Below are 23,094 nucleotides of genomic sequence, written 5' to 3'. Positions count from 1 at the left end.
GATGTGTCAACCACCGCCGGCCCGGCTCCGTTGTTGGCAGACCTTCTGCTGGCCGGGAGGCGTTTTCAAACCATTTCCATTGAGGAATCCGTAATGAGCAAAGTTCTCGCAGTCATGATGGCCGGCCTGTTCGCAGCTGGTGCCTATGCGCAAAATCCGGCCGGCACCTCGTCGGAACAACAGCCGATCACGAACTCCAAGCCGCAGCAGCGCGCCGTCGAGCGCCGTGCCGCGAAGCCGCAAGGCGAAGTGCGTCCTCAAGGTGGCGATACCCCCAAGACCGCTGAAGGCAGCGGCGGCCTGGCCCCGAGCAAGGCAGCAACCGCTGGCCAGGCTCGCGCCGAAACCCGCAGCGACCGTCGCCGCAACAAGGACGGCAGCGTTCGCAAGCTGAACCCGCAAGGCGGCACGCCGCAGTAATCGGATTCGTCCGGCTATTGAGAAAAAGCGCTCCCCCGGAGCGCTTTTTTTCGTCCCGAGGAAGCGACCCTGTCCTTATCGGTCAGGCAATGCTGGCCAATAGGAGGTAAGCTTTGCGTCCAATCGATCATGCCCGCCTCCGCGGGCATTCTTGTTTGCGTTGCCGTCCCCGAAAGTCGACCATGTTCTTGCGTTTTTTCAGTCTTCTCGCGCTGTCTGTTTCATTGACGGCTATTTCCCATGCCCAGCAGCCCCAAAGCCAATTGCCGCGCACGCGCATATCGGCCGGCATGTACCAGATCGACGCCCAGGTGGCGCAGTCGCCCCGGGAACGCGAGATCGGCCTGATGTTCCGCAAGGAAATGCCGCCGACCGAGGGCATGGTGTTCGTCTTCGAACAGCCCGCCACGCAGTGCTTCTGGATGAGAAACACGCTGCTGCCCCTGACGGCCGCCTTCGTCGCCGACGACGGCCGCATCGTGAACCTGGTCGACATGCAGCCGATGACCGAGGATTCGCACTGCTCGAAAGAGCCGGTGCGCTTCGTTCTGGAGATGAACCAGGGCTGGTTCGCGCACAAGAACATCAAGGCCGGCAGCAAGCTCGGCGGCGAGTTGTTCGCCGGCCGGCGCTGAGGCCGCGGCCGGCCCCATGAAAAAAGCCGACCCAGGGGTCGGCTTTTCTCGCGTCGGCGCAGAACCGGATCAGCCGAAGTTCTTGGCCACGAAGTCCCAGTTCACGAGCTTCGCGAGGAAGGTCTCGACGAACTTGGGGCGCAGGTTGCGGTAGTCGATGTAGTAGGCGTGCTCCCAGACGTCGACCGTCAGCAGCGCCTTGTCGGCGGTGGTCAGCGGCGTGCCGGCGGCACCGGTGTTGACGATGTCGACCGAACCGTCGGCCTTCTTCACGAGCCAGGTCCAGCCGGAGCCGAAGTTGCCCACGGCCGACTTCACGAAGGCTTCCTTGAACGCCGCGTAGCTGCCCCACTTGGCGTCGATCGCCTTGGCGAGCGCACCGGTCGGTTCGCCGCCGCCGGCGGGCTTCATGCAGTTCCAGAAGAAAGTGTGGTTCCAGATCTGGGCCGCGTTGTTGTAGATCCCGCCGCTGGACTTCTTGACGATTTCCTCGAGCGTCATGCTCTCGAATTCGGTGCCCTTCTGCAGGTTGTTCAGGTTCACGACGTAAGCGTTGTGGTGCTTGCCGTAGTGGTATTCCATCGTTTCCTTCGAATACTCGGGCGCCAGGGCGTCGAGCGGATACGGCAGGGGAGGAAGAACGTGTTCCATGTTTTTTTCTCGCGGGTTGGTTGAAGGGATCGGAGATTCTAGGAAGGATTCGGGCAAGGGGCGTCGGACGCTGCCGCGATGTCCCCGATGCACGCCCTATTGCATCACTTTCAGGGCCACCGTGCCGTCGGCAAGCCGCGCCGTCACATGGTCGTCGGGCGCCAGATCGGCCGCGTGCATGACCGCCCGGCCCTCCTCATCGGTCAGCCAGGCGTAGCCGCGCTGCAGCACCAGCGCCGGGTCGAGCAGTTGCAGGCGCAGCGCCGCGCGATCGAGCCGCTCGTGGTGGCGCGTCAGCGTGGCGCGCAATCCGAGCGGCCCCCTCGCCGCCAGGGCCTGCTGGGCCTGCGCGAAGCGCCCGGTCCGCGCCAGCACCGCATAGTGCAGCCGCTGCGCCTGGTGCGCCAGACCCAGGCGCTGGCGGGCCGCCAGCGCCGACGGGCGCCCGAGCCGGGCGGTGGCCTGGTCCAGGCGCTGGCTCAGCAGGTCGACCCGCGTCGCGACGGCGTCGCGCAGGCGCTCCTCGATCAGCTCCAGTGCGCCCAGCCACAGCTCGCGCGGCGCGGCGACCAGTTCGGCGGCGGCGGTCGGGGTGGGTGCGCGCAGGTCGGCGCAGAAGTCGGCGATCGTGAAGTCGGTCTCATGGCCGACGCCGCTGACCACGGGCACCGGGCTCTGCACGATGGCGCGGGCCAGGGCCTCGTCGTTGAAGGCCCACAAGTCCTCGATCGAGCCGCCGCCGCGCACCAGCAGGATGACGTCGACCTTCGGTTCCAGCGCGTAGAGGCCCTGCAGCGAGCGCACCAGCTCGGCCGGCGCGCCGGGCCCCTGCACCGCCGCCGGCGCCAGCACCACCGGGATGTGCGGCACGCGCCGGCGCAGCGCGGTGACGACGTCGTGCAGCGCCGCGGCGCCGAGCGAGGTCACCAGGCCGATCGCCCGGGGCAGCGTCGGCAGCGCCCGCTTGCGGGCCGGATCGAACAGGCCCTCGGCCTCCAGCCGGGCCTTGCGCTGCATGAACTGCTCGAACAGGGCGCCCTGCCCGGCCCGGCGCAGGCTTTCGACCACCAGCTGCAGGTCGCCGCGCGGCTCGTAGACCGCGAGCCGGCCGCGCACCTCGACCTGGTCGCCGTCGCGCGGCGAGAAATCGAGCAGGCTCGCCGCGCGGCGGAACATGGCGCAGCGCAACTGGCCGGATTCGTCCTTCAGCGAGAAGTAGCAGTGGCCGCTGGCCGCGCGCGAAAAGCCCGAGATCTCGCCGCGCACGCTGACCGGGTTGAAGCGCGCATCGAGCGCGTCGGCGATCGCCCGGCACAAGGCGCCGACGGCCCAGACTCTGGCGCCGGACGAGGGCGGCTGCTCACGTTCCGCCATGGACCATCTCACTTTCGGCTAACGATTCGTCCACAAGCGCCCCGACGCGCCTGGGTCGGAGGCAGGAACGGCACCGCAGGCGCGGGTTGTCGTGCAAGCCCTTGATTTGATTACGAAAAGTGCTGCTCAAAATTCAGTCGATCCAAGGAGATGCCCGGCCCGTGCGGCTCCGGGCGAGTTGCCCTGCGTGTTAGTCACAAAGTTATCCACAGTTTCTGTGCGTCTTGGCCTACATGAAGAACTTGTCGTGACCCAGCGCCGCCTCGGTGGATAATCGCCGCGCATTTGCAGTCCACGGGCCGGAGGATTTTTTGTTTTCCATCATAGTTGCTGCGGGTTGGCCAATCTGGCCGCTGCTCGCTTGTTCGGTGATCGGGATGGCGCTCGTCATCGAACGTTTCACCAGTCTCAAGACCTCCAAGGTGCTTCCGCCCAAGCTGCTCGACGAAGCCATCACGGTCTCGCGCACCACGATTCCCGGTCCCGACGTGGTCACCAAGCTGGAAAAGAACTCCGGCCTCGGTGAAGTGCTCGCCGCCGGCTTCCGCGCCCTCAACACCAACCCGATGGCGACCGAGGACGACCTGCGTGTCTCGATGGAATCCGCCGGCCGCGTGGTGGCGCACCGGCTCGAGCGCTACCTGCCGGCGCTGGCCACCATCGCCTCGGCGGCGCCCCTGCTCGGCCTGCTCGGCACCGTGATCGGGATGATCGAGATCTTCGGCTCCCAGTCGCCGGCCAACGGCGCGGTCGGCTCGGGCAATCCGGCGCAGCTGGCGCACGGGATCTCGATCGCGCTCTACAACACGGCCTTCGGCCTGATCATCGCCATTCCTGCTTTGATCTTCTGGCGCTACTTCCGCAGCCGGGTCGACGAGTACCTGCTGAACCTCGAACTGGCCGGCGAGCGCTTCGCCCGCCACCTGGACACGCTGCGCCGATGAGGATGCACTTCCGCCACGGCTCGCGCGAAGAGCCCGAGATCAACCTGATCCCGTTCATCGACGTGCTGCTGGTCGTGCTGATCTTCCTGATGCTGTCGACCACCTACAGCAAGTTCACCGAGATGCAGCTGCGGCTGCCGGTGGCCGACGTCGAGGCCCAGCGCGACTACCCGAAGGAAGTCATCGTCGCGGTGTCGGCCGACGGCCGCTATTCGATCAACAGGACCGCGCTGCCGGACCGCAGCGTCGAGACCGTGACCGCCGCGCTGGCGGCGGCGGCCGGCGGCGCCAAGGACAACGTGGTGATCATCAGCGCCGACGCCAGCGCCGCCCATCAATCGGTCATCACCGTGATGGAAGCGGCACGCCGCGCCGGCCTGATGCAGATCACCTTCGCCACCCAGTCGGCCGCGCAGGCGGGGCGCTAGTTGCCGCAAGCCTGGCTGCAACGCGGCGCGCCGGCGCGCTTGTTGTGGCCGCTGTCGCTGCTGTACGGCGGCCTGGCCGCGCTGCGCCGCAGCCTCTACCGCCTGGGCCTGCTGCGCACCGAGCACGTCGGTGTGCCGGTGGTCGTGGTCGGCAACGTGATCGCCGGCGGCTCGGGCAAGACGCCGGTGGTGATGGCGGTGGTGCGGCACCTGGAGGCGCGCGGCCTGCGCACCGGCGTGGTGTCGCGCGGCTACGGCCGCAACACCCGCGATTGCCGGGAGGTGCACGACCACAGCGACCCGGCGGAGGTCGGCGACGAGCCGGCGCTGATCCGCCGCGCCACCGGCGCCCCGGTGTTCGTGGCCCGGCGCCGCATCGAGGCGGCCCGCGCCCTGCTCGCGCGCCACCCGGCCACCCAGGTCATCGTAAGCGACGACGGCCTGCAGCACCTCGCGCTGGGCCGCGACGTGGAGATCTGCGTGTTCGACGACCGCGGTGTCGGCAACGGCTGGCTGCTGCCGGCCGGGCTGCTGCGCGAGCCCTGGCCGCGGCGCTGCGACCTGGTCCTGCATACCGGCGACCGGCCGGCCTTTGCCGGCTTCCGGGCCCGCCGCACGCTCGCCGACCATGCGCTCCATAGCGACGGCACCCGCGTGCCGCTGGCCGCCCTGGCCGGACGGCCGCTGGTCGCGGTCGCGGCGATCGCCAAGCCCGAGGCCTTCTTCCAGATGCTGCGCGCGCGCGGGCTGGTCCTGGCACAGGGCATCGCCCTGCCCGACCACGACGATTTCAGCCACTGGCATCCGCCGGCGGACACCGGCCAGGTCCTGCTGTGTACCGAGAAAGACGCCGTCAAGCTGTGGCGCCGGAGCCCCGCCGCGCTGGCCGTGCCGCTGGTGTTCGAACCCGAGCCAGGCTTCTTCGCCGCACTCGACGCAAAGCTATCATCGAGCGATGGACACCAAGCTGCTTGAATTGCTCGTCTGCCCCGTCACCAAGGGGCCGCTGACCTGGAACCCCGAGAAGCAGGAACTGGCTTCGCGCAGCGCCCGCCTCGCCTACCCGGTGCGCGACGGCATCCCGGTGCTGCTGGAGACCGAGGCCCGCACCCTTTCCGACGAAGAGCTCGGCCTTTGACTTCGCGTACCGCATTCACGGTCCTGATCCCGGCCCGGCTGGCCTCGACCCGGCTGCCCGACAAGCCCTTGGCCGACATCGCCGGCGTGCCGATGGTGGTGCGGGTCGCCCGGCAGGCCGCGCTGTCGGGCGCCGCCAGCGTGGTGGTGGCGGCCGACGACGCGCGCATCGTCGACGCCTGCCGCGCCCATGGCGTGCGGGTGCTGCTCACGCGCACCGACCACGCGAGCGGCAGCGACCGGCTGGCCGAAGCCTGCACCCAGCTCGGCCTGGCCGACGACGCGATCGTCGTCAACGTCCAGGGCGACGAGCCGCTGATCGCGCCCGACCTGATCGACGCGGTGGCCGACACGCTGGCCGCCCATCCCGATGCCGCGATGAGCACCGCGGCGCACGCCATCGACGCGCTCGCGGACTTCCTCAATCCGAACGTGGTCAAGACCGTGCTCGACGCCCGCGGCCATGCGCTCTATTTCAGCCGCGCGCCGATCCCCTGGTGGCGCGACGGCTTCGCGGCCAGCGGCCCGACCTCGCTGCCGAGCGCGCCGGCGCCGCTGCGCCACATCGGCATCTACGGCTACCGGGCCGGTTTCGTGCGCGGCTTTCCCGGCCTGCCGCCGGCGCCGGTCGAAACCACCGAAGCCCTGGAGCAGATGCGCGCGCTCTGGCACGGCCACCGGATCGCGGTCCACGTCAGCGCCCACGCCCCCGGGCCCGGCATCGACACGCCCGAGGATCTGGCCCGGGTTCGCGCCCTCTTCGCGGCCTGACTTCGCCCGTGCGCGGCCGGCGGAACGGCCCGCACCCCATGCTATCCTCGAAGCAACTCCGCCTTTGCGCCGCGCCCCGTGCGCGTGCCATGGCGCGACAGAAATCGAAGAACCTTCCGAGGACACCATGAGACTGATTTTGTTGGGCGCCCCCGGGGCAGGAAAAGGCACGCAAGCGGCCTTCATTTGCCAGAAGTACGGCATCCCCCAGATCTCCACCGGCGACATGCTGCGCGCCGCCGTCAAGGCCGGCACGCCGCTCGGGCAGCAGGCCCAGGCCGTGATGGCCTCGGGTGCGCTGGTCAGCGACGACCTGATCATCAACCTGGTCCAGGAGCGGATCGCGCTGCCGGACTGCGCCCAGGGCTTCCTGTTCGACGGCTTCCCGCGCACCATTCCGCAGGCCGAGGCGATGCGCGCGGCCGGCGTCCGGCTCGACTACGTGCTCGAGATCGACGTGCCCTTCACCGACATCATCGAACGCATGAGCGGACGCCGCTCGCACCCGGCCTCGGGACGCACCTACCACCTGAAGTTCAATCCGCCGAAGACCGAGGGCAAGGACGACCTCACCGGCGAAGACCTGATCCAGCGCGAGGACGACAAGGAAGAGACCGTGCGCAAGCGCCTCGAGGTCTACAGCCAGCAGACGCGTCCGCTGGTCGACTACTACTCGAACTGGGCCCGGGTCGAGCCGGCCGCGGCGCCGAAGTACCGGGCGATCAGCGGCGTCGGCAGCGTCGACGACATCACGCAGCGCGCCCTGGCCGCCCTGGCCAGCTGATCAGGCCGGGCTGGAGCGCAGCCCGTAGGCCTTGCCGTCGACGAACAGGTACTCGACGCGCATCACGGCATCGCCCTTGTCTTCCTTGGTGCCGAAGCCGATGACCGAGACCGGGGTGCCGGGCTTGATCTCGCGCACCTGCCAGGCCTCCATGCGCGTGAGCGGCGCCAGTTCGAGTTCCCATTGACGGTCCTTGCGCCGCGGCAGCCCCGCCTTGGCGAGCAGGCCGGGCCCATCGACCGGCGCGCTCTGCGCCGGCAGCGCGCGCTTGGCCAGGTCGGCAGGCAAGCGGAGATCGGCGGGCACTTCGATGATCAGTTCGGCATGCGGGTTCTGCCAGCGCGAACTCAGCACCTTCCCTTCCAGGTAGAGCGGGCGGTCCTGGTCGAAACTGCTCCAGCCGTGGTGGGCCCAGGCGAAGGGCATGGCGCCCGGCAGGGTGACGGCGGCGAACATGAGGCTGCGACGTTTCATGCGGGAACTCCTTCGGGTTGCGTGACCTGCTCAATACGCGATCCAGCGGCCGCAGAACACGACCGCCAGCCAGATCGCAGTGGACGACAACATCTGTACCCGCGCCAGCAGGTCGAGTTTGGCCAGCGAGCGGCGGCCATGGAACCACAGCGCATTGGCGCCGGCCACCAGCAGCAGGCCCATCTTGACCAGGAACACCGGGTTCGCGAGCAACTCGGCCGGCTGGGTGGCGAACATCAGCGATCCGCTGGCCGCCGCCAGCGCGAAGCCGGACAGGGCGAGGGTCAGCGACAGCCTGGCCAGCCCCTGCACCGGCAGCGTGGCGGCACGGCCGAGGACCCGTGCCTCGAGCGCCACCAGGTTGCCGAGCAGCAAGGCGATGCCGACGATGTGCACCACCTCCAGGGCCGGGTAGGCCCAGGGGATCGTGCGCAGCAGGTCGAGCACGGGCTCAGGCGGCGGCGCCGCCCGCCAGCAGTTCCAGCATCAGGGCGATGCGCGCCTTGACGGGCGTCAGGGCGCCGGCGTCGCGCAGGCGCTGGCCGGGCTTCGGGAGGATCCGCCCCTCGACGCAGCGCGTCGCGCGCAGCACCGCGACGCCCTCGGCCTGGGCCCGCAGCGCCGCCGCCTCCAGCGCCTGGTGCAAGGTGCCGTTGCCGGTCGCGGCGAGCACGATGCCCTGCACCGGCTCGGCGCCGCCGCGGCGGCGCTCCTCGAGCAGCGCCTCGATCAGGCCGCCGCGCGCCTCGGCGTGGCTCAACAGGATCTCGACCCGCGGCCAGGCGGTCGTCGCGGCGATCCGATCGAAGGACGAAGTCGCCGCCGGGTCCGGACGCGGCCAATCCCTGAGCTGGCGGAGCGCGCCTTCCTCGACATAGGCCAGCGGCCCGGCATCGCCGGAATCGAAGGCGTCGAGGCGGTAGGTGTGGACCTTCTGCACCTCGAAGGCGCTGTGGACCGTGCCGGCGCACACCACGACCACGCCCCGCGCATCCGGTGCCGCGGCGACGGCGATCGCGTCACGCAGGTTCTGCGGCCCGTCGGGCGCCAGCGCGCTCGCCGGCCGCATCGCGCAGGTCAGGACCACCGGCTTCGAAGGCGCGAGCACGGACTGCAGGAAGAACGCGGTCTCTTCCAGCGTATCGGTGCCGTGGGTGATGACCAGGCCGGCGACGTCCGGCGAGGCCAGCCAGCGGGCGCAGCGCTGGGCCAGGGTGCGCCAGATCGCGAAGCTCATGTCCTTGCTGTCGACCTGCGCCACCTGCTCCGCCACGAGCCCGATGCCCGGCGGCGCGTCGATGCCGTGCAGCAGGTCGGCGACGCCGACCTCCCCGGCCGTGTAGCCGATGTTGTCGCCCGCCGCGCCGGCGCGGCCCGAGATGGTGCCGCCGGTGCCCAGCACCACCACGCGACGCACCGGGTCCACGGAGATCTGATCCATTGCTTGCCAACTTCTCGAAACTGGTTAAAAATACAGGTACTGGACGTTTAGCCAGTGCCTCCACAGGAGCCCACATGCAGTTCGCCGTCAAGCTTACAGCCCGCCAGCAGCAGATCCTCGATTTGATCCAGAGTGCCATCGCCCGCACCGGCGCGCCGCCCACCCGGGCCGAGATCGCCGCCGAGCTCGGCTTCAAGTCGGCCAACGCGGCCGAAGAGCACTTGCAGGCGCTGGCCCGCAAGGGCGTCATCGAGCTGGTCAGCGGCACGTCCCGCGGCATCCGGCTCAAGGGCGACGCCCTGCGCTCCCTCAACGAATCACGCAACAACCAGTTCTCGCTCTCGCTGCCCGGCATGGCGCAGCTGGCGCTGCCCCTGATCGGCCGCGTGGCGGCCGGTTCGCCCATCCTGGCCCAGGAACACGTCGACCAGACCTACTACGTCGAGAACACCCTCTTCCAGCGCCAGCCCGACTACCTGCTCAAGGTGCGCGGCATGTCCATGCGCGACGCCGGCATCATGGATGGCGACCTGCTGGCAGTCCAGTCCACCAAGGAAGCCCGCAACGGGCAGATCGTGGTGGCCCGCCTCGGCGACGAGGTCACGGTCAAGCGTCTCAAGCGCAACAAGCAGGTCATCGAGCTGCATGCCGAGAACCCCGACTACCCCACCATCGTGGTCCAGCCTGGCGAGCCCTTCGAGATCGAAGGACTGGCGGTCGGCCTGATCCGCAACACGATGCTGATGTAGGCCCAGCTTCCATTCGCGCATGCGGTCCCGCGTGCGCACCCGGTCCGGCCGCGACAGGTGGCGGGCGTATGGCGAAGAGCCATCACCCTGTCCTGGCCGATGAAAGCAATCCTGCCTGTGTTCAACCTCTGACTTATCTGGAGTTCACATGGGAATCGCTCTCCTCAGCATCGCTGACTTTCTGACGCCGCTGCAATCGCTGGCCGACCGCTGGATGCCCCGGCGCCGCTCGAGCCGGGCGATGTCGTCGGGTCTGCGCTACGTCGGCATCCGCCCGAGCTGCCCGCTGCGCCAAGGCGCCGCCGGTCCGGTCGCCGCCGCGGGGGCCGCGGCGCGCCCGCTGCGCGTCGTCCGCATGGTCGACGCCCAGCAGCCAGGCCGCGCCGCCGGCCGCATGGTGATCTCGGGGCGGATGGCCGATGTCTGCGCCGAACTCGACCGGCTGGTCGCGCTGGAGGCCGCCCAGACGCTGCCGCAGGTCGCCCACCTGCACTGAACGACACAAAGTCGTCCGGCTGGCCCAGCATGCCGTTCGTGCAAGGCACAATGGCATGCCATGAACATTGTGATCCTCGACGACTATCAGGATGCCGTGCGCAAGCTCAACTGCGCCGCCAAGCTCGACGCCTACGCGGCCAAGGTCTACACGAACACGGTCAAGGGCATCGGCCAGCTGTCGGTCCGGCTCAAGGACGCCGACGTGATCGTGCTGATCCGCGAGCGCACCCAGATCACCAGGCAGTTGATCGAGAAGCTGCCCAAGCTCAAGCTGATCTCGCAGACCGGCCGGGCCGGCGGGCATATCGACATCAACGCCTGTACCGAGCAGGGCATCGCCGTCGCCGAGGGGTCGGGCTCGCCGCTGGCGCCGGCCGAGCTCACCTGGGCGCTGATCATGGCCGCGATGCGGCGCCTGCCCCAGTACATCAGCAATCTCAAGCATGGCGCCTGGCAGCAGGCCGGCCTCAAGTCGGCGTCGATGCCGCCGAACTTCGGCCTCGGCTCGGTGCTCAAGGGCAAGACCCTGTGCATCTGGGGCTATGGGCGCATCGGCCAGCTGGTGGCGCGCTATGGCCAGGCCTTCGGCATGCAGGTCGTGATCTGGGGACGTGAGCAGAGCTGCGCCAAGGCGCGCTCCGACGGCTTCCAGGTGGCACCCAACCGCGAAGCCTTCTTCGCCGCCGCCGACGTGCTGTCGGTGCACCTGCGGCTGAGCGACGAGACGCGCGGCCTGGTGACGCTCGAAGACCTGTCGCGCATGAAGCCGACCGCGCTGTTCGTCAACACCTCGCGCGCCGAACTGGTCGAACAGGACGCCTTGCTGGCAGCCCTGAACCGCGGCCGGCCCGGGCTGGCCGCCATCGACGTCTTCGAGAGCGAACCGCCGCTGCAGGGCCACGCGCTGCTGCGGCTCGAGAACTGCATCTGCACGCCGCACATCGGCTATGTCGAGCAGGACAGCTACGAGATGTATTTCGGCCAGGCTTTCGACAACGTCGTGAGCTTCATCAAGGGCAACCCGACCAACATCGTCAATCCTGGCGCACTGCAGGTCCGTCGTTGAGCCGGCCTGCGCTGCCGGCCACCTTGTGGGCCTTGCTGGCAGGCAATTTCGTGATCGGCACCGGCGTGATGGTGGTGCCGGGCACGCTCAACGAGCTGAGCCAGTCGCTGCAGGTCGGCGCGGCCGCCGCCGGCCAGCTGATCACCGCCGGTGCGATCGTCATGTGCCTCGGCGCCCCGCTGCTGGCAGCCTGGGTTGCCGGCTGGGATCGCCGCCGGCTGCTCGCCTTCACCATGCTCTGGTATGCCGCCGGCCACCTGCTGGCAACGCTGATGCCGAACTTCGGCAGCCTGCTGCTGGTGCGCATGCTGACGGTCGTCGCGCCGGCGGTCTTCACCGCGCAGGCCGCAGCCTGCGCCGGGCTGCTGGTGCCGGCCGAGCAGCGCGGCCGCGCCGTCACCTTCGTCTTCCTCGGCTGGTCGATGGCCTCGGTGCTGGGCCTGCCGATCGGCGCGCTGGTCGGCGGGCACTTCGGCTGGCGGGCGGCCTTCGGGGTGATTGCCGCGCTGTCGGTGGTGAGCGCGGCCTGGATCTGGCGCCAGCTGCCCACCGGCATCCGCCCCGCGGCGCTGTCGCGCGCGGCCTGGGGCAGCGTCCTCCGAAGCCCGCTGCTGATGGGCGTGGTCTGCGTCACGGCGCTGCAGGGCGCCGGCCAGTTCGTGCTGTTCAGCTACTTCGCGCCGATCGTGCGCGAGAGCCTGGGCGCCGATGCGACGCAGATGGGCCTGCTGTGGGGCTGGTTCGGCCTCTGCGGCCTGCTGGGCAACATGGCCGTGAGCCGCTACATCGACCGCCTCGGGGCGGCCCGCATGGTGCTGGTCACCACGGTGCTGATCGCGCTCAGCCTGCTGCTGTGGCCGCTGGCGGTCAGCTTCGCGACACTGGCGCTGATCCTGGTGCCCTGGGGCCTGGGTTGCTTCGCCACCAATTCGGCCCAGCAGGCGCGGCTGGTCTCGCTCTCGCCCGCGCTGGCGCCGGGCTCGGTGGCACTGAACAGTTCCGGCATCTATGTCGGCCAGGCGGTGGGCGCGGCGGCCGGAGGCTGGCTGCTGGCCCACGACGCCACCGCCTGGATGAACTGGGTCGGCCTGGTCACCGTGCTGCTGGCGATCGGGTTGAGCATGGCGGTCGACCGTGCGCAGCGCCGCGCGCCCGCCTTCAGCGCTTGATCGGTCGCGGGGCGATTTCCGCTTCGGTGCTCGGATCGAACAGTTCGAAGTCGATCACGTGCGGATCGTTCGAGGGCGTCGGCGCCTTGGCCGGCTCGATCGGACTGGGCATCGTCTCGTAGGCCGTCTTGTCGAAGGCGCCGAGGTCCATCTCCAGATCGGGCAGCACCGCCGGCCGAACGGTCGGGGCCGGCGCGGCCGGCGACAACTGCGCCTCCGGATCCATCACCGTTTCATGCTGCATGCCTTGATCGATCGAGCCGTAGATGGAGGGCGGCAGCACCGGGCCTTCGGCGATCGCCGGCGGCGCCGGTTCGGTGTCCAGCGGGGCGGTCGCGGTCGGCGGGTCCTCGCGCACGAGGGTGTCGGCGAAGGCATGGGGCCCGTAGGCCGCGGGCGGCGCGCTGGCGGGATCGATGACTTCCTTGGCCACCGAATAGAGCAGCAGCAGCTCCTGGTAGGCCGCCAGGTCGAAGGCGCCATCGTCGTTGTGGCCGGGCTTGCGGAACACCAGCTCCTCGATCAGCGCCAGGGTCCCGGGCGCGGGCCACAGCGCCTCGATGCGCGCCAGCGCACCGCGGTAGTGCTCCAGGCCCTTGCCGGTGTCGGTGAAGTGGGCGAAGGACGGCACATCGGCATTGAAGACGCGTTCGAAGTCCTGGGCCAGCCGCGTGTAGTCGTCCTCGCGTTCGAGCGAATGGAAGATCCGCAGCAGATCGAGATAGGCCAGCGCACTGGTGCCGGGATTGGCGGCGATGTGCTCGCGCAGGACCGCGATCGCCTGGTCGTGCTGGCCCAGCGACAGGAAGAAATCGGATTGCTGCTGGACGTCGAACAGCTCTTCGGTGTTGACCGGCCGCACCGGGGTGCCTTCGGCCAGCTGGGCCGGGTGCGGCAGCGGCGCGTGCGGGCCGCTGTCGAGGTCGTCGTCGTCCGGCGCGAGCGGCGCGAACGGCGTCGGCCCGAAGGTCCTGGGGCCGACGCTGCGCCGGCTGCGGGGCGGCTCTGAGTCCAGGTCCATCTCGTCGTCGAGCAGGCCGCCGTGCGGGCGCGGCCGGCGCGGGTCGCCCACGCCCGGCGGCGCTTCTCTCCACCAGGCCGGAGCGCTCGCGCGGCGCGCCAGGCGCCACAGCATGAACATGCCGATCAAGGCCAGCAACAGCAGCGCCGCGAGGGCGTAGACCAGCGGATTGGCGTAGCGGCTTTCGCGCGCCTGGGCCAGTTCGCTGCGCATCTCGAGCAGGGTGCGCTGGTTCTGCGCGGCCTGCTCGCGCAATGCGGCCAGCGCGGCGTCCGTGTCCTTGGCGCGCTTGGCCTCGCGCTGCGCTTCTTCGGCGGCGGGATCGAGCGCATTCCAGAGCGCGGCAGCGGCCGCCCGGCGGACCGGGTCCGGCGCGTCGGGCAGGTTCAGTTCGGGCGTCGCCCTCAGGTTGCCGGCCCGCGCCGGCGCGGGCTCCAGCGCCTCCACCTGCAGTCGCGGCCGTCCGGCGCCGGCCTCGCGTGGCGCGGCTTCGGCGGCGGCGGGTGGCGACGGCGGCGGCGTGACGCGTGTGGCGGGGGCAGGCACCGCGGCTGCCGTGCGTCTGGCGGCGGCAGCGGCTTCGGCCGCGGGAGAGCGCCGCGGCCGCGGCGGCACATCCTCGGCGGCCGCCGGTGGGCGTGGCGGCGGCGGGTTGCTGCGGCGCGGGGCCGGCGGTGGGCTGGCGCCCTCCGACCCGGACACGCCGCCATCGCCCGCCGTGCTGCGGGGCACTGCCCGCGCCACCGGCCGCGGCAGCGGCGCGGACTCGGGGAACGGACGCATCGACGGCGCCGCCACTGCGGGCAAGGCGGCATCGACCGGCACATCGGCCAGCAGCACGTAGTGGCGCGTGGACTTCAGGTCGCAGCCGGCACGCACGTTCAGCGTGACCACCGGCTCCTCGATCGGCACGGTGGAGCGCACCCGCATGCGGGCGCCACCGGCGCCCTGCTCGAACGATACAGTCACGCGCCGGTCGGGCATCGGGCTGTCGCCCTGCAGCACGTCGGCCTCGAGGCAGAGCGACCCGCCCGCGTCGACGCCGTCGAGTGACAGCGGAATCGCCACGTCCATCGGCTTGCCGATCCAGACGGCTCCTTGGGGCCGACCGATCGTCAAGGCGTAAGAATCAAGGGCAAAGCCGACAATCAGCAGGCTCGCCGCGAGGCGTGGGAATTGCAAAATGGGCAGCAAATAGCAATCGAAAGTTGACACATTCTGACACGAGGGTCAGGACCGATGAACCACAGAGAGACAATTATCAAATGACCGTGAACTTTTCCAACGTCGGCGTCATCGGCGCCGGTGCCATGGGCCGAGGCATCGCCCAGATCGCGGCGCAAGCCGGAAGCCAGGTGCTGCTGCTCGACAGCTTCGAAGGCGCGGCGGCGCGCGGGCGCGAGGCCCTCCTCGCGCAGTGGCAGAAGCTACACGAAAAAGGCAAGCTCGACGCCGCCGGGCGCGACGCCCTGGCCGCCCGGGTGCAAGCCGCGGATTCGGTGCAAGCGCTGGCGGGCTGCGACCTGGTGATCGAGGCCGTCGTCGAGGACCTCGAAATCAAGCGCCAGCTGTTCCGCGAACTCGAGGCCGTGGTCTCGCCGTCGGCCACGCTGGTCACCAACACCTCGTCGCTGTCGGTCACGGCGATCGCGACCGCATTGAGGCAGCCGGGGCGGATGGCCGGCTTCCACTTCTTCAATCCGGTCCCGCTGATGAAGGTGGTCGAGGTCGTGGCCGGCTTCAAGACGGAGCCCGAGGTCTGCATCCGACTGGCCGGCTACGCGGCGCAGATGGGCCACAGCGCGGTCCAGGCCAAGGACACGCCGGGCTTCATCGTCAACCACGCCGGTCGCGGCTACGGCACCGAGGCGCTGCGCATCGCCGGCGAAGGCGTGGCCGACTTCGCGACCATCGACCGCATCCTCAAGGACCAGGCCGGCTTCAGGCTCGGCCCCTTCGAGCTGCTCGACCTGACCGGGCTCGACGTCTCCCACCCGGTGATGGAGTCAATCTACCGCCAGTACTACGAGGAGCCGCGCTACCGGCCGAGCCCGATCGCCGCGCAGCGGGTGGCCGCGGGGGCCCTGGGACGCAAGTCAGGCGCCGGCTTCTACCGCTATCCCGAAGGCAACCAGGAGCCGATGCCGGAGCCGCCGGTGCCGAAGGTCGACGCCCTGCCGCCAGTCTGGGTGTCGCCACGCGCGGCCCGGCGCCCCGAACTGCTGCGCCTGGTGCATGCACTGGGGGCACCACTGGAGAGTGGCGCCGCGCCCTCCGCCGCGGCGCTGATCCTGGTCGCGCCGCTCGGCTTCGACGTCACCACGGTGGCCGCGGTCGAACGCCTCGACGCCACCCGCACCGTGGGCATCGACCTCATGGTGGACGATGCCGCCACCAAGCGCCGCGTGCTGGCGACCAATCCGGCGACCCGGCGCGACATGCGCGACGCCGCCCACGCGTTGTTCGCGAGCGACGGCAAGGCCGTCAGCGTGATCCGCGACAGCGGCGGCTTCGTCACCCAGCGCGTGGTGGCGACCATCGTCAACATCGCGTCCGACATGTGCCAGCAGGGCGTCTGCTCGCCGGCCGACCTCGACCTGGCGGTGCGCCTCGGCCTGGGCTATCCGCAGGGCCCGCTGGCCATGGGTGACCTGTACGGCCCGACCAACATGCTCGAAGTCCTGTTCAACCTGCAGACCGTCTACGGCGATCCGCGCTACCGCCCGAGCCCCTGGCTGCGCCGCCGCGGCGCCCTTGGCCTCAGCCTCACCCACCCCGAAGAGTAACCAAGCAAGCCATGACCGCAGAACTGAAGAGCACCAGCGAGGGGGGCACGATGGTGCTGACCCTCTCCAATCCCTCGATGCGCAACGCACTGGGCCCCGAGATGTACGCCGCCGGTGTCGAGGCGCTGAACGGCGCCGAAAGCAGCCAGGAGATCAAGAGCGTCGTGATCGTCGGCGAAGGCAAGTGGTTCTGCGCCGGCGGCTCGCTGCAGCGCCTGTCGGCCAACCGCGACCGCGAGCCCTCGGTGCAGGCCGAGAGCATCGAGGCGCTCCATGCCTGGATCGACACGATCCGCACCTTTCCGAAGCCGGTCATCGCGGCGGTCGAGGGTGCGGCGGCCGGGGCCGGCTTTTCGCTGGCACTGGCCTGCGACTTCGTGGTGTCGGCGCGCGACGCGGTGTTCGCCGCCTCGTACAGCAACGTCGGCCTGTCGCCGGACGGCGGCCTGAGCTGGCACCTGGCGCGGGCGCTGCCGCGCCAACTGGCGAGCGAATGGCTGATGCAGGGCGAGCGGCTGGAACCGGCGCGGCTGCATGAGCTCGGGCTGGTCAACCAGCTGACCGAGAGCGGGCAGGCGCTGGCGGCCGCGTTGGCGCTGGCGGCCAAGCTCAATGCGCGGGCGCCGAACGCACTCGCCAGCATCAAGGAGCTGCTCAGCGACTCCCGCGGCGCGACGCTGGTGTCGCAGCTGGCGCAGGAGCGCGACCACTTCGTGCGCAACCTGCACCATGCCAACGCCGGCATCGGCATCGCGGCCTTCCTCGCCAAGGAAACGCCGCGCTACCAATGAGCGCCGGTCGCTCGCGCGACAAGCCCTTGCCTTTCAGTCACCGACAGGACAGTCCATGGACGACCCCATTCTTACCATCGAAGAACGTGAAGCGATCAACGGTGGTCGCTGGTTCTCATCCCTTTCACCCTCTCTGCGCCACGACATCCTCCGATGTGCCTTCGTCAAACGCTACAAGGACGGCGAGTTGATCGCCGCTCGCGGCGATCCGCCCGAACAGTGGATCGCCTGCGCCAAGGGGGCGGTGCGCGTGAGCTCGACGGCGGTGTCGGGCAAGCAGGTCACGCTGACCTACGTCGAGCCGGGCATCTGGTTCGGCGACGTGGCGATCTTCGACGGCGACCGGCGCACGCACGATGCCTACGCGCATGGCGACTCGACGATCCTTTGCGTGGCGCGGGCCGACTTCCAGAAGATCCTGTCGAACCACGTCGAGCTCTACGAAGCGCTGATGCGGCTGCAGGCGCGGCGCATCCGGCAGCTGTTCGGGCTGGTCGAGGACCTCAACACCCTGCCCCTGCGGGCGCGGCTGGCCAAGCAGCTGATCCATCTGGTGCGCAGCTACGGGGTGCCCAACCTGGCGGACGGCAGCCAGATGCGCATCGGCCTGCACCTGGCGCAGGAAGAGCTCGCCCAGTTGCTCGGCGCCTCGCGCCAGCGCGTCAACCAGGAACTCAAGGCGATGGAGCGCGAGGAGGCGATCCGCATCGAATCGGGCGGCCTGGTGGTGCTCGACCGCGCCGCACTGATGCGGATCTCCGAAGCCGATGACCAATAAAGAAGAGACATGACCCAGGACTTCGACAATTTCGTCGGCACGCGTGCCGTCTCGCAACAGCACCAGGTCGACATCGCCGCCCTGACCGCTTGGCTCGAAAAGAACCTCGAGGGCTTCCAGGGCCCGCTCACCGTCGAGATGTTCAAGGGCGGGCAATCGAACCCGACCTACAAGCTCCTGACGCCGTCGCAAAGCTACGTGATGCGCGCCAAGCCGGGCCCGGTGGCCAAGCTGCTGCCTTCGGCGCATGCGGTCGAGCGCGAGTTCAAGGTCATGAGCGGGCTGGCCGGCACCGACGTGCCGGTGCCGCGCATGTACTGCCTGTGCGAGGACGAATCCATCATCGGCCGCGCCTTCTACGTGATGGAGTTCATGGCGGGCCGGGTGCTCTGGGACCAGTCGCTGCCCGGCACGGACAACGCGACCCGCGCGGCCATTTACGACGAGATGAACCGCGTCATCGCCGCCCTGCACACGGTCAAGTTCGCCGAGCGCGGACTGGCCGACTACGGCAAGCCCGGCAACTATTTCGAGCGCCAGATCGGCCGCTGGAGCAAGCAGTACGTGGCCTCGGTGACGCAGCCGATCCCCGAGATGGACCGCCTGATGGAATGGCTGCCGGCCCACATCCCGGCCAGCGCGCGCGACGAATCGATGACGTCGATCGTGCACGGCGACTTCCGGCTCGACAACCTGATGTTCCATGCCACCGAGCCACGCGCGATCGCGGTGCTCGACTGGGAACTGTCCACGCTCGGCCACCCGCTCGCCGACTTCAGCTACCACTGCATGGCCTGGCACATTCCGCACGCGATGTCGCGCGGAGTCGGCGGCCTCGACCTGAAGAGCCTGGGCATCCCGACCGAAAGCGACTACATCCGCCGCTACTGCGACCGCACCGGGCTCACGACGCCCGAGGCGCTGGCACCGGACTGGAACTTCTACCTGGCCTACAACATGTTCCGCATCGCCGCGATCCTGCAAGGGATCGCCAAGCGGGTCGAAGCCGGCACCGCATCGAGCGAACAGGCCGTGGCGTCGGGCCGCGGCGCGCGGCCGATGGCCGAGATGGCCTGGCAGTTCGCCAAGAAAGCATGAGCGGCGCGGCCGCGGCCGCCTGAACGATTACCCACCTGGAGACGACATGGACTTCGAAGACTCGGCCAAGACCCAAGAGCTGCAAAAGCGCGTCAGCGCCTTCATGGACGAGCACATCTACCCTGCCGAGGCCGCCTACTCGGCCGAACTGGCTGCCAACACGGCGGCCGGCAAGCGCTGGAGCGCGCTCGAGACGGTCGAGAAGGTCAAGGCCAAGGCCAAGTCCCAGGGTCTGTGGAACCTGTTCCTGCCGGTCGACAGCGCCGCGGCCTCGGGCTACGCCGGCGCCGGCCTGACCAACCAGGAATACGCGCCGCTGGCCGAGATCATGGGCCGGGTGCCATGGGCCAGCGAAGCCTTCAACTGCTCGGCGCCCGACACCGGCAACATGGAGACCATCGCCCGCTACGGCTCCGAAGAGATCAAGGCGCGCTGGCTCAAGCCACTGCTCGAAGGCGAGATCCGCTCGGCCTTCGCGATGACCGAACCCGACGTGGCGTCCAGCGACGCCACCAACATCTCGACCCGCATCGAGCGCCAGGGCGACGAGTACGTCATCAATGGCCGCAAGTGGTGGATCTCCGGCGCTGCCGACCCGCGCTGCAAGGTCTTCATCACGATGGGCAAGTCGGAACCCGACGCGCCCAAGCATTCGCAGCAGAGCATGGTGATCGTGCCGGCGGATGCCAAGGGCATCAAGATCATCCGTCCGCTCAACGTGATGGGCTATGACGACGCGCCGCACGGCCACGTCGAGATGGTGTTCGAGAACGTCCGCGTGCCGGTCGGCAACATCCTGCTCGGCGAGGGCCGCGGCTTCGAGATCGCCCAGGGCCGACTCGGCCCCGGACGCATCCATCACTGCATGCGCCTGATCGGCCTGGCCGAGCGCGCCCTCGAACTGATGTGCCGGCGCGCCTCGTCGCGCGTGGCCTTCGGCAAGACCGTCGCCTCGCAGACCGTGACCCAGGAACGCATCGCCGAAGCCCGCTGCAAGATCGACATGGCGCGCCTGCTGACGCTCAAGGCCGCCTGGCTGATGGACGTGGCCGGCAACAAGGTCGCCAAGACCGAGATCGCGATGATCAAGGTGGTGGCACCCAACATGGCCTGCCAGGTGATCGACTGGGCGATGCAGGTGCATGGCGGCGGCGGCATGTGCGACGATTTCCCGCTGGCCTACGCCTACGCGGGCGCCCGCACGCTGCGCTTCGCCGACGGCCCGGACGAAGTCCACCGCAACGCGATCGCCAAGTGGGAGCTGGGCAAGTACGCGCCGGCCAAGCCGGGCGACGAAGCGATGCCCGTGACCCGGTTCTGAGCGCGTTGCGCCGTATCGGGCCGCCGCGCACCCTCGGGTGCCGGCGGCTTTTTCGTTCAGAGCTTCTTCTGCAGGAACATGGCCGAGCCGAAGGCCGGATCGAGTTGATAGCTCGCGAAGCCCTCCCGCTCGTAGGCCCGCAAGGCGCTGCGGTTGCCCGACAGCACTTCGAGCGTGAGCTTGCAGGCGCCACGCGCGTGGGCCTCCTGCTCGACGCGCTGCAGCATCCGCTGCGTGATGCGCTGGCCGCGGTGGCTGGCCAGCACCACGACGTCGTGCACGTTGACCAGCGGCCGGCAGGCGAAGGTCGAGAAGCCCTCGATGCAATTGACCAGGCCGACCGGCTGGTCGCCGGCCCAGGCCAGCACGCTGAAGGCCTGCGGCCTGGCCGCCAGCGCCGCGGGCAGGCCGGCAAGCACCTCCTCGGCCAGCGGCGTGCCCCCGCCTGCAGGATCACGCGCATAGGCGTCCAGCAGCGATACCAGTGCCTGCGCGTGCGCAGGATCCCGATAGTCGGCCTTGACGATCTCGATCACACCGGTGGCGCTCATGGCGTTGCGCTAGGCGAGGTTCAGCGTCTCGGCGATGCTGCGCGCGCAGCGCTCGGCCTGCGCCGCATCGCGCGCCTCGACCATGACCCGCAGCAGCGGCTCGGTGCCGCTGGCACGGATCAGCACCCGCCCGCTGTCGCCGAGCTCCCGCTCGACGCGTTCGCTCTCGGCGGACAGCGCCGCGTTGGATTTCCAGTCCTGCCCCTCCGCCAGCCGCACGTTGATCAGCGTCTGGGGGAACAGCGTCACACCAGCCAGCAATTCGCCCACGCTCCGTCCGCTGCGCACGCAAGCCTGCAGCACCTGGAGTGCACTCACGATGCCGTCGCCGGTGGTGTGGCGGTCGAGCGCCAGCAGGTGGCCCGAGCCTTCGCCGCCGAGCAGCCAGCGGCGCTTCTCGAGCTCTTCGAGCACATAGCGGTCGCCGACCTTGGCCCGCACGAACTCGATCCCCTGCCCCTTCAGCGCCACCTCGACCGCCTTGTTGGTCATCAAAGTGCCGACTACGCCGGCCGGCTTGTCGCCGCGCGCGATGCGCTCCATCACCATCAGGTAGAGCAGTTCGTCGCCGTTGAAGAGGCGCCCTTCGGCATCCACCAGCTGCAGCCGGTCGGCATCGCCGTCGAGCGCGATGCCGTAGTGCGCGCCCTGCGCCCGCACGGCATCGATCAGCGCCTGCGGATGGGTGGCGCCGAATCCCTTGTTGATGTTGAGGCCGTCGGGCGAACAGCCGATGCTGATCACATCGGCGCCCAGTTCGTGGAAGACCTGCGGCGCCACCTGGTAGGCCGCCCCGTGCGCGGCATCGACCACCAGCTTCATGCCGCGCAGCGTCAGGTCGTTGGCGAAAGTACTTTTGCAGAACTCGGTGTAGCGCCCCGGTGCATCGTTGAGGCGGCGCGCCTTGCCGAGCTGGGCCGAATCCGCCCACACCGGCGCCTCTTCGAGCGCCGCTTCGACCGCCAGCTCCCACTCGTCGCTGAGCTTGGTCCCCTGGGCGCTGAAGAACTTGATGCCGTTGTCGGGAAAGGCGTTGTGGCTGGCGCTGATCACCACGCCCAGGCTGGCCCGTTGGGCGCGCGTCAGGTAGGCCACGCCGGGGGTCGGCAGCGGGCCGAGCAGGACGACGTCGACGCCGGCCGAATTGAAGCCGGATTCCAGCGCTGATTCGAGCATGTAGCCCGAGATGCGGGTGTCCTTGCCGATCAGCACGGTCGGCCGCGACTCGGTCTTCTTGAGCACCCGGCCGACCGCATGGGCGAGCCGCAGCACGAAGTCCGGCGTGATCGGTGGCTGGCCGACCGTGCCGCGGATGCCGTCGGTGCCGAAGTATTGCCTTGTCATGGGTTCGTTTCCTGTTCTTGTTGTTGCTCGGCCATCGCCCGCCAGACGGCGAGCGCGGCCACGGTCTCGCGCACATCGTGCACGCGCACGATCGCCGCGCCGCGATCGACCGCCAGCACCGCCGCGGCCACGCTGGGAACCAGCCGCTCGCCGGCCTGCGCGATGCCGGTGACGCTGCCGATCGAGGACTTGCGCGACCAGCCGACCAGCAGCGGCCAGCCCGCCGCGAGCAGTTCGCGCTGGCGCGCCAGCAGCGAGAAATTCTGCGCCACGGTCTTGCCGAAGCCGATGCCCGGATCGAGCACGATCCGCGACGCCTCGACCCCCAGCGCGGCCAGCGACCGCGCCTGCCGTTCGAGAAAGCTGCGCACCTCGGGCACCACGTCGCCGTCCATCGGCGCCGACTGCATCGTCTGGGGATCGCGGTGCATGTGCATCAGGCAAATCCCGCAGGCCGGATGCGCCGCCACCGCCTGCATCGCGCCAGGCTGGCGCAGCGCCCAGATGTCGTTCACGATGTCGGCGCCCAGGTCCAGCACGGCGCGCATCACCTCGGGCTTGTAGGTGTCGACCGAGACCGGCACGCCCAGCGTGACGGCCTCGCGCACCACCGGTAGCACACGCGCGAGTTCGACGTCGAGCGGCACGGCGGGACTGCCGGGTCGCGTCGACTCGCCGCCGATGTCCAGGATGTCGGCGCCCTCCTCGACCAGCCGCACGCAATGCGCGGCCGCGGCGGCCGTCGACGCATGCGCGCCACCGTCGGAGAACGAGTCCGGCGTGACGTTGACGATGCCCATCACCTGGGGACGCGCCAGGTCGATGGCGAAGCGGGTCGTGCGCCAGACCGACGTCATGCGCGC

27 protein-coding genes are annotated in these 23,094 nt (G+C 69.5%); 17 read left to right on the top strand and 10 right to left on the bottom strand.

Annotated elements, in window-relative coordinates; genetic code table 11:
• Positions 1-3 precede the first annotated feature (3 nt).
• Together QTI33_RS03375 and QTI33_RS03370 are read left to right on the top strand one after the other, a co-directional pair.
• A complete protein-coding gene (locus tag QTI33_RS03375; protein ID WP_286504340.1) occupies positions 4-420 on the top strand; it encodes a cell envelope biogenesis protein TolA in 417 nt (138 codons plus the stop codon).
• 182 nt (positions 421-602) lie between these two features.
• A complete protein-coding gene (locus tag QTI33_RS03370; RefSeq protein WP_286504339.1) occupies positions 603-1,055 on the top strand; it encodes a DUF192 domain-containing protein in 453 nt (150 codons plus the stop codon).
• 69 nt (positions 1,056-1,124) lie between these two features.
• Here QTI33_RS03370 and QTI33_RS03365 read toward each other — a convergent pair whose 3' ends face one another.
• From QTI33_RS03365 to QTI33_RS03355, 3 genes are all read right to left on the bottom strand, one after another.
• Positions 1,125-1,706, bottom strand: a complete 582-nt coding sequence (locus QTI33_RS03365; protein ID WP_286504338.1) for a superoxide dismutase — start codon at positions 1,704-1,706, stop codon at positions 1,125-1,127.
• A gap of 96 nt (positions 1,707-1,802) precedes the next feature.
• Positions 1,803-3,080: an exodeoxyribonuclease VII large subunit gene (gene xseA / locus QTI33_RS03360; RefSeq protein WP_286504337.1), complete on the bottom strand. Its 1,278-nt coding sequence runs from the start codon at positions 3,078-3,080 to the stop codon at positions 1,803-1,805.
• A 229-nt stretch (positions 3,081-3,309) separates the two neighbouring features.
• Positions 3,310-3,471: a hypothetical protein gene (locus tag QTI33_RS03355; RefSeq protein WP_286504336.1), complete on the bottom strand. Its 162-nt coding sequence runs from the start codon at positions 3,469-3,471 to the stop codon at positions 3,310-3,312.
• On the opposite strand from QTI33_RS03355, the gene QTI33_RS03350 reads away from it, so the two are divergent.
• From QTI33_RS03350 to adk, 6 genes are all read left to right on the top strand, one after another.
• Positions 3,458-4,024, top strand: a complete 567-nt coding sequence (locus QTI33_RS03350) for a MotA/TolQ/ExbB proton channel family protein (protein ID WP_286504335.1) — start codon at positions 3,458-3,460, stop codon at positions 4,022-4,024. The two genes, QTI33_RS03355 and QTI33_RS03350, sit on opposite strands and share 14 nt — an antisense overlap.
• A 2-nt stretch (positions 4,025-4,026) precedes the next feature.
• Complete coding sequence (locus QTI33_RS03345) at positions 4,027-4,452, top strand: ExbD/TolR family protein (RefSeq protein ID WP_286504541.1); 426 nt, start codon at positions 4,027-4,029, stop codon at positions 4,450-4,452.
• Entirely contained in the window at positions 4,453-5,427 is a 975-nt protein-coding gene (gene lpxK, locus QTI33_RS03340; protein WP_286504334.1) for a tetraacyldisaccharide 4'-kinase, read from the top strand. It abuts the gene before it with no gap.
• A complete protein-coding gene (locus tag QTI33_RS03335; RefSeq protein WP_286504333.1) occupies positions 5,408-5,590 on the top strand; it encodes a Trm112 family protein in 183 nt (60 codons plus the stop codon). The genes lpxK and QTI33_RS03335 overlap by 20 nt, the downstream gene beginning before the upstream one ends.
• Positions 5,587-6,360 (top strand): 3-deoxy-manno-octulosonate cytidylyltransferase, encoded by a 774-nt coding sequence (gene kdsB / locus QTI33_RS03330; RefSeq protein WP_286504332.1) that lies wholly within the window; start codon positions 5,587-5,589, stop codon positions 6,358-6,360. Before QTI33_RS03335 ends, kdsB begins: the two co-directional genes overlap by 4 nt.
• A gap of 127 nt (positions 6,361-6,487) precedes the next feature.
• Entirely contained in the window at positions 6,488-7,144 is a 657-nt protein-coding gene (adk, locus tag QTI33_RS03325) for an adenylate kinase (protein WP_286504331.1), read from the top strand.
• On the opposite strand, the gene QTI33_RS03320 is transcribed toward adk, so the two are convergent.
• The 3 genes from QTI33_RS03320 to QTI33_RS03310 are packed head-to-tail and all read right to left on the bottom strand — an operon-like array spanning position 7,145 to position 9,059.
• The gene (locus QTI33_RS03320; protein WP_286504330.1) at positions 7,145-7,618 is read right to left on the bottom strand and encodes a DUF6152 family protein; all 474 of its coding nucleotides are present in this window, start codon (positions 7,616-7,618) and stop codon (positions 7,145-7,147) included.
• Positions 7,619-7,648: 30 nt separating this feature from the next.
• The gene (locus QTI33_RS03315) at positions 7,649-8,065 is read right to left on the bottom strand and encodes a hypothetical protein (protein WP_286504329.1); all 417 of its coding nucleotides are present in this window, start codon (positions 8,063-8,065) and stop codon (positions 7,649-7,651) included.
• A gap of 4 nt (positions 8,066-8,069) precedes the next feature.
• Entirely contained in the window at positions 8,070-9,059 is a 990-nt protein-coding gene (locus QTI33_RS03310) for an asparaginase (protein WP_286504328.1), read from the bottom strand.
• Between the two features lie 74 nt (positions 9,060-9,133).
• On the opposite strand from QTI33_RS03310, the gene lexA reads away from it, so the two are divergent.
• From lexA to QTI33_RS03290, 4 genes are all read left to right on the top strand, one after another.
• Entirely contained in the window at positions 9,134-9,808 is a 675-nt protein-coding gene (gene lexA, locus QTI33_RS03305) for a transcriptional repressor LexA (protein WP_286504326.1), read from the top strand.
• Between the two features lie 148 nt (positions 9,809-9,956).
• On the top strand, positions 9,957-10,304 hold the full coding sequence (locus tag QTI33_RS03300) for a hypothetical protein (protein WP_286504325.1): 348 nt from the start codon (positions 9,957-9,959) through the stop codon (positions 10,302-10,304).
• Positions 10,305-10,364: 60 nt separating this feature from the next.
• Positions 10,365-11,372 (top strand): D-2-hydroxyacid dehydrogenase family protein, encoded by a 1,008-nt coding sequence (locus QTI33_RS03295; protein WP_286504324.1) that lies wholly within the window; start codon positions 10,365-10,367, stop codon positions 11,370-11,372.
• Positions 11,369-12,541 carry an MFS transporter gene (locus QTI33_RS03290; RefSeq protein WP_286504323.1) on the top strand — a complete coding sequence of 391 codons (1,173 nt, stop codon included), beginning with the start codon at positions 11,369-11,371 and terminating at the stop codon, positions 12,539-12,541. Before QTI33_RS03295 ends, QTI33_RS03290 begins: the two co-directional genes overlap by 4 nt.
• Here the strand turns inward: QTI33_RS03290 and QTI33_RS03285 are convergent.
• A complete protein-coding gene (locus QTI33_RS03285; protein WP_286504321.1) occupies positions 12,531-14,681 on the bottom strand; it encodes a hypothetical protein in 2,151 nt (716 codons plus the stop codon). The genes QTI33_RS03290 and QTI33_RS03285 overlap by 11 nt on opposite strands.
• A gap of 89 nt (positions 14,682-14,770) precedes the next feature.
• On the opposite strand from QTI33_RS03285, the gene QTI33_RS03280 reads away from it, so the two are divergent.
• The 5 genes from QTI33_RS03280 to QTI33_RS03260 are packed head-to-tail and all read left to right on the top strand — an operon-like array spanning position 14,771 to position 20,336.
• A complete protein-coding gene (locus tag QTI33_RS03280) occupies positions 14,771-16,348 on the top strand; it encodes a 3-hydroxyacyl-CoA dehydrogenase (RefSeq protein ID WP_353506307.1) in 1,578 nt (525 codons plus the stop codon).
• A gap of 11 nt (positions 16,349-16,359) precedes the next feature.
• The gene (locus QTI33_RS03275; RefSeq protein ID WP_286504319.1) at positions 16,360-17,139 is read left to right on the top strand and encodes an oxepin-CoA hydrolase, alternative type; all 780 of its coding nucleotides are present in this window, start codon (positions 16,360-16,362) and stop codon (positions 17,137-17,139) included.
• 55 nt (positions 17,140-17,194) lie between these two features.
• Positions 17,195-17,917: a Crp/Fnr family transcriptional regulator gene (locus QTI33_RS03270; RefSeq protein ID WP_286504318.1), complete on the top strand. Its 723-nt coding sequence runs from the start codon at positions 17,195-17,197 to the stop codon at positions 17,915-17,917.
• Positions 17,918-17,926: 9 nt separating this feature from the next.
• Positions 17,927-19,015, top strand: a complete 1,089-nt coding sequence (locus tag QTI33_RS03265; protein ID WP_286504316.1) for a phosphotransferase — start codon at positions 17,927-17,929, stop codon at positions 19,013-19,015.
• A 46-nt stretch (positions 19,016-19,061) separates the two neighbouring features.
• Positions 19,062-20,336 carry an acyl-CoA dehydrogenase family protein gene (locus QTI33_RS03260; RefSeq protein WP_286504315.1) on the top strand — a complete coding sequence of 425 codons (1,275 nt, stop codon included), beginning with the start codon at positions 19,062-19,064 and terminating at the stop codon, positions 20,334-20,336.
• A 56-nt stretch (positions 20,337-20,392) separates the two neighbouring features.
• Here the strand turns inward: QTI33_RS03260 and QTI33_RS03255 are convergent, their stop codons facing one another.
• From QTI33_RS03255 to folP, 3 genes are read right to left on the bottom strand one after another with little or no spacing between them, the layout of a single operon-like run.
• A complete protein-coding gene (locus tag QTI33_RS03255) occupies positions 20,393-20,887 on the bottom strand; it encodes a GNAT family N-acetyltransferase (protein ID WP_286504314.1) in 495 nt (164 codons plus the stop codon).
• Positions 20,888-20,896: 9 nt separating this feature from the next.
• A complete protein-coding gene (gene glmM, locus QTI33_RS03250) occupies positions 20,897-22,231 on the bottom strand; it encodes a phosphoglucosamine mutase (RefSeq protein ID WP_286504313.1) in 1,335 nt (444 codons plus the stop codon).
• Positions 22,228-23,088 (bottom strand): dihydropteroate synthase, encoded by an 861-nt coding sequence (gene folP, locus QTI33_RS03245; protein WP_286504312.1) that lies wholly within the window; start codon positions 23,086-23,088, stop codon positions 22,228-22,230. The genes glmM and folP overlap by 4 nt, the downstream gene beginning before the upstream one ends.
• Positions 23,089-23,094: the final 6 nt, after the last annotated feature.

This window comes from Variovorax davisae, from assembly GCF_030316845.1.
Taxonomy (GTDB): Bacteria; Pseudomonadota; Gammaproteobacteria; order Burkholderiales; family Burkholderiaceae_C; genus Variovorax; species Variovorax davisae.
Note: the sequence above shows the minus strand (reverse complement) of the source record. Positions and strands in the feature narration are given on the sequence as shown.

What these genes read in the sequence shown, in the direction of transcription:
- QTI33_RS03295 (WP_286504324.1), top strand. Translation starts at nt 10,365, where the DNA reads ATGAACATTGTGATCCTCGACGACTATCAGGATGCCGTGCGCAAGCTC.
- QTI33_RS03275 (WP_286504319.1), top strand. Translation starts at nt 16,360, where the DNA reads ATGACCGCAGAACTGAAGAGCACCAGCGAGGGGGGCACGATGGTGCTG.
- folP (WP_286504312.1), bottom strand. Translation starts at nt 23,088, where the DNA reads ATGACGTCGGTCTGGCGCACGACCCGCTTCGCCATCGACCTGGCGCGT.
- QTI33_RS03270 (WP_286504318.1), top strand. Translation starts at nt 17,195, where the DNA reads ATGGACGACCCCATTCTTACCATCGAAGAACGTGAAGCGATCAACGGT.
- QTI33_RS03350 (WP_286504335.1), top strand. Translation starts at nt 3,458, where the DNA reads ATGGCGCTCGTCATCGAACGTTTCACCAGTCTCAAGACCTCCAAGGTG.
- QTI33_RS03265 (WP_286504316.1), top strand. Translation starts at nt 17,927, where the DNA reads ATGACCCAGGACTTCGACAATTTCGTCGGCACGCGTGCCGTCTCGCAA.
- adk (WP_286504331.1), top strand. Translation starts at nt 6,488, where the DNA reads ATGAGACTGATTTTGTTGGGCGCCCCCGGGGCAGGAAAAGGCACGCAA.
- QTI33_RS03320 (WP_286504330.1), bottom strand. Translation starts at nt 7,618, where the DNA reads ATGAAACGTCGCAGCCTCATGTTCGCCGCCGTCACCCTGCCGGGCGCC.
- QTI33_RS03335 (WP_286504333.1), top strand. Translation starts at nt 5,408, where the DNA reads ATGGACACCAAGCTGCTTGAATTGCTCGTCTGCCCCGTCACCAAGGGG.
- glmM (WP_286504313.1), bottom strand. Translation starts at nt 22,231, where the DNA reads ATGACAAGGCAATACTTCGGCACCGACGGCATCCGCGGCACGGTCGGC.
- QTI33_RS03345 (WP_286504541.1), top strand. Translation starts at nt 4,027, where the DNA reads ATGCACTTCCGCCACGGCTCGCGCGAAGAGCCCGAGATCAACCTGATC.
- xseA (WP_286504337.1), bottom strand. Translation starts at nt 3,080, where the DNA reads ATGGCGGAACGTGAGCAGCCGCCCTCGTCCGGCGCCAGAGTCTGGGCC.
- QTI33_RS03365 (WP_286504338.1), bottom strand. Translation starts at nt 1,706, where the DNA reads ATGGAACACGTTCTTCCTCCCCTGCCGTATCCGCTCGACGCCCTGGCG.
- QTI33_RS03370 (WP_286504339.1), top strand. Translation starts at nt 603, where the DNA reads ATGTTCTTGCGTTTTTTCAGTCTTCTCGCGCTGTCTGTTTCATTGACG.
- QTI33_RS03300 (WP_286504325.1), top strand. Translation starts at nt 9,957, where the DNA reads ATGGGAATCGCTCTCCTCAGCATCGCTGACTTTCTGACGCCGCTGCAA.
- QTI33_RS03310 (WP_286504328.1), bottom strand. Translation starts at nt 9,059, where the DNA reads ATGGATCAGATCTCCGTGGACCCGGTGCGTCGCGTGGTGGTGCTGGGC.
- QTI33_RS03260 (WP_286504315.1), top strand. Translation starts at nt 19,062, where the DNA reads ATGGACTTCGAAGACTCGGCCAAGACCCAAGAGCTGCAAAAGCGCGTC.
- QTI33_RS03355 (WP_286504336.1), bottom strand. Translation starts at nt 3,471, where the DNA reads ATGACGAGCGCCATCCCGATCACCGAACAAGCGAGCAGCGGCCAGATT.
- QTI33_RS03255 (WP_286504314.1), bottom strand. Translation starts at nt 20,887, where the DNA reads ATGAGCGCCACCGGTGTGATCGAGATCGTCAAGGCCGACTATCGGGAT.
- lexA (WP_286504326.1), top strand. Translation starts at nt 9,134, where the DNA reads ATGCAGTTCGCCGTCAAGCTTACAGCCCGCCAGCAGCAGATCCTCGAT.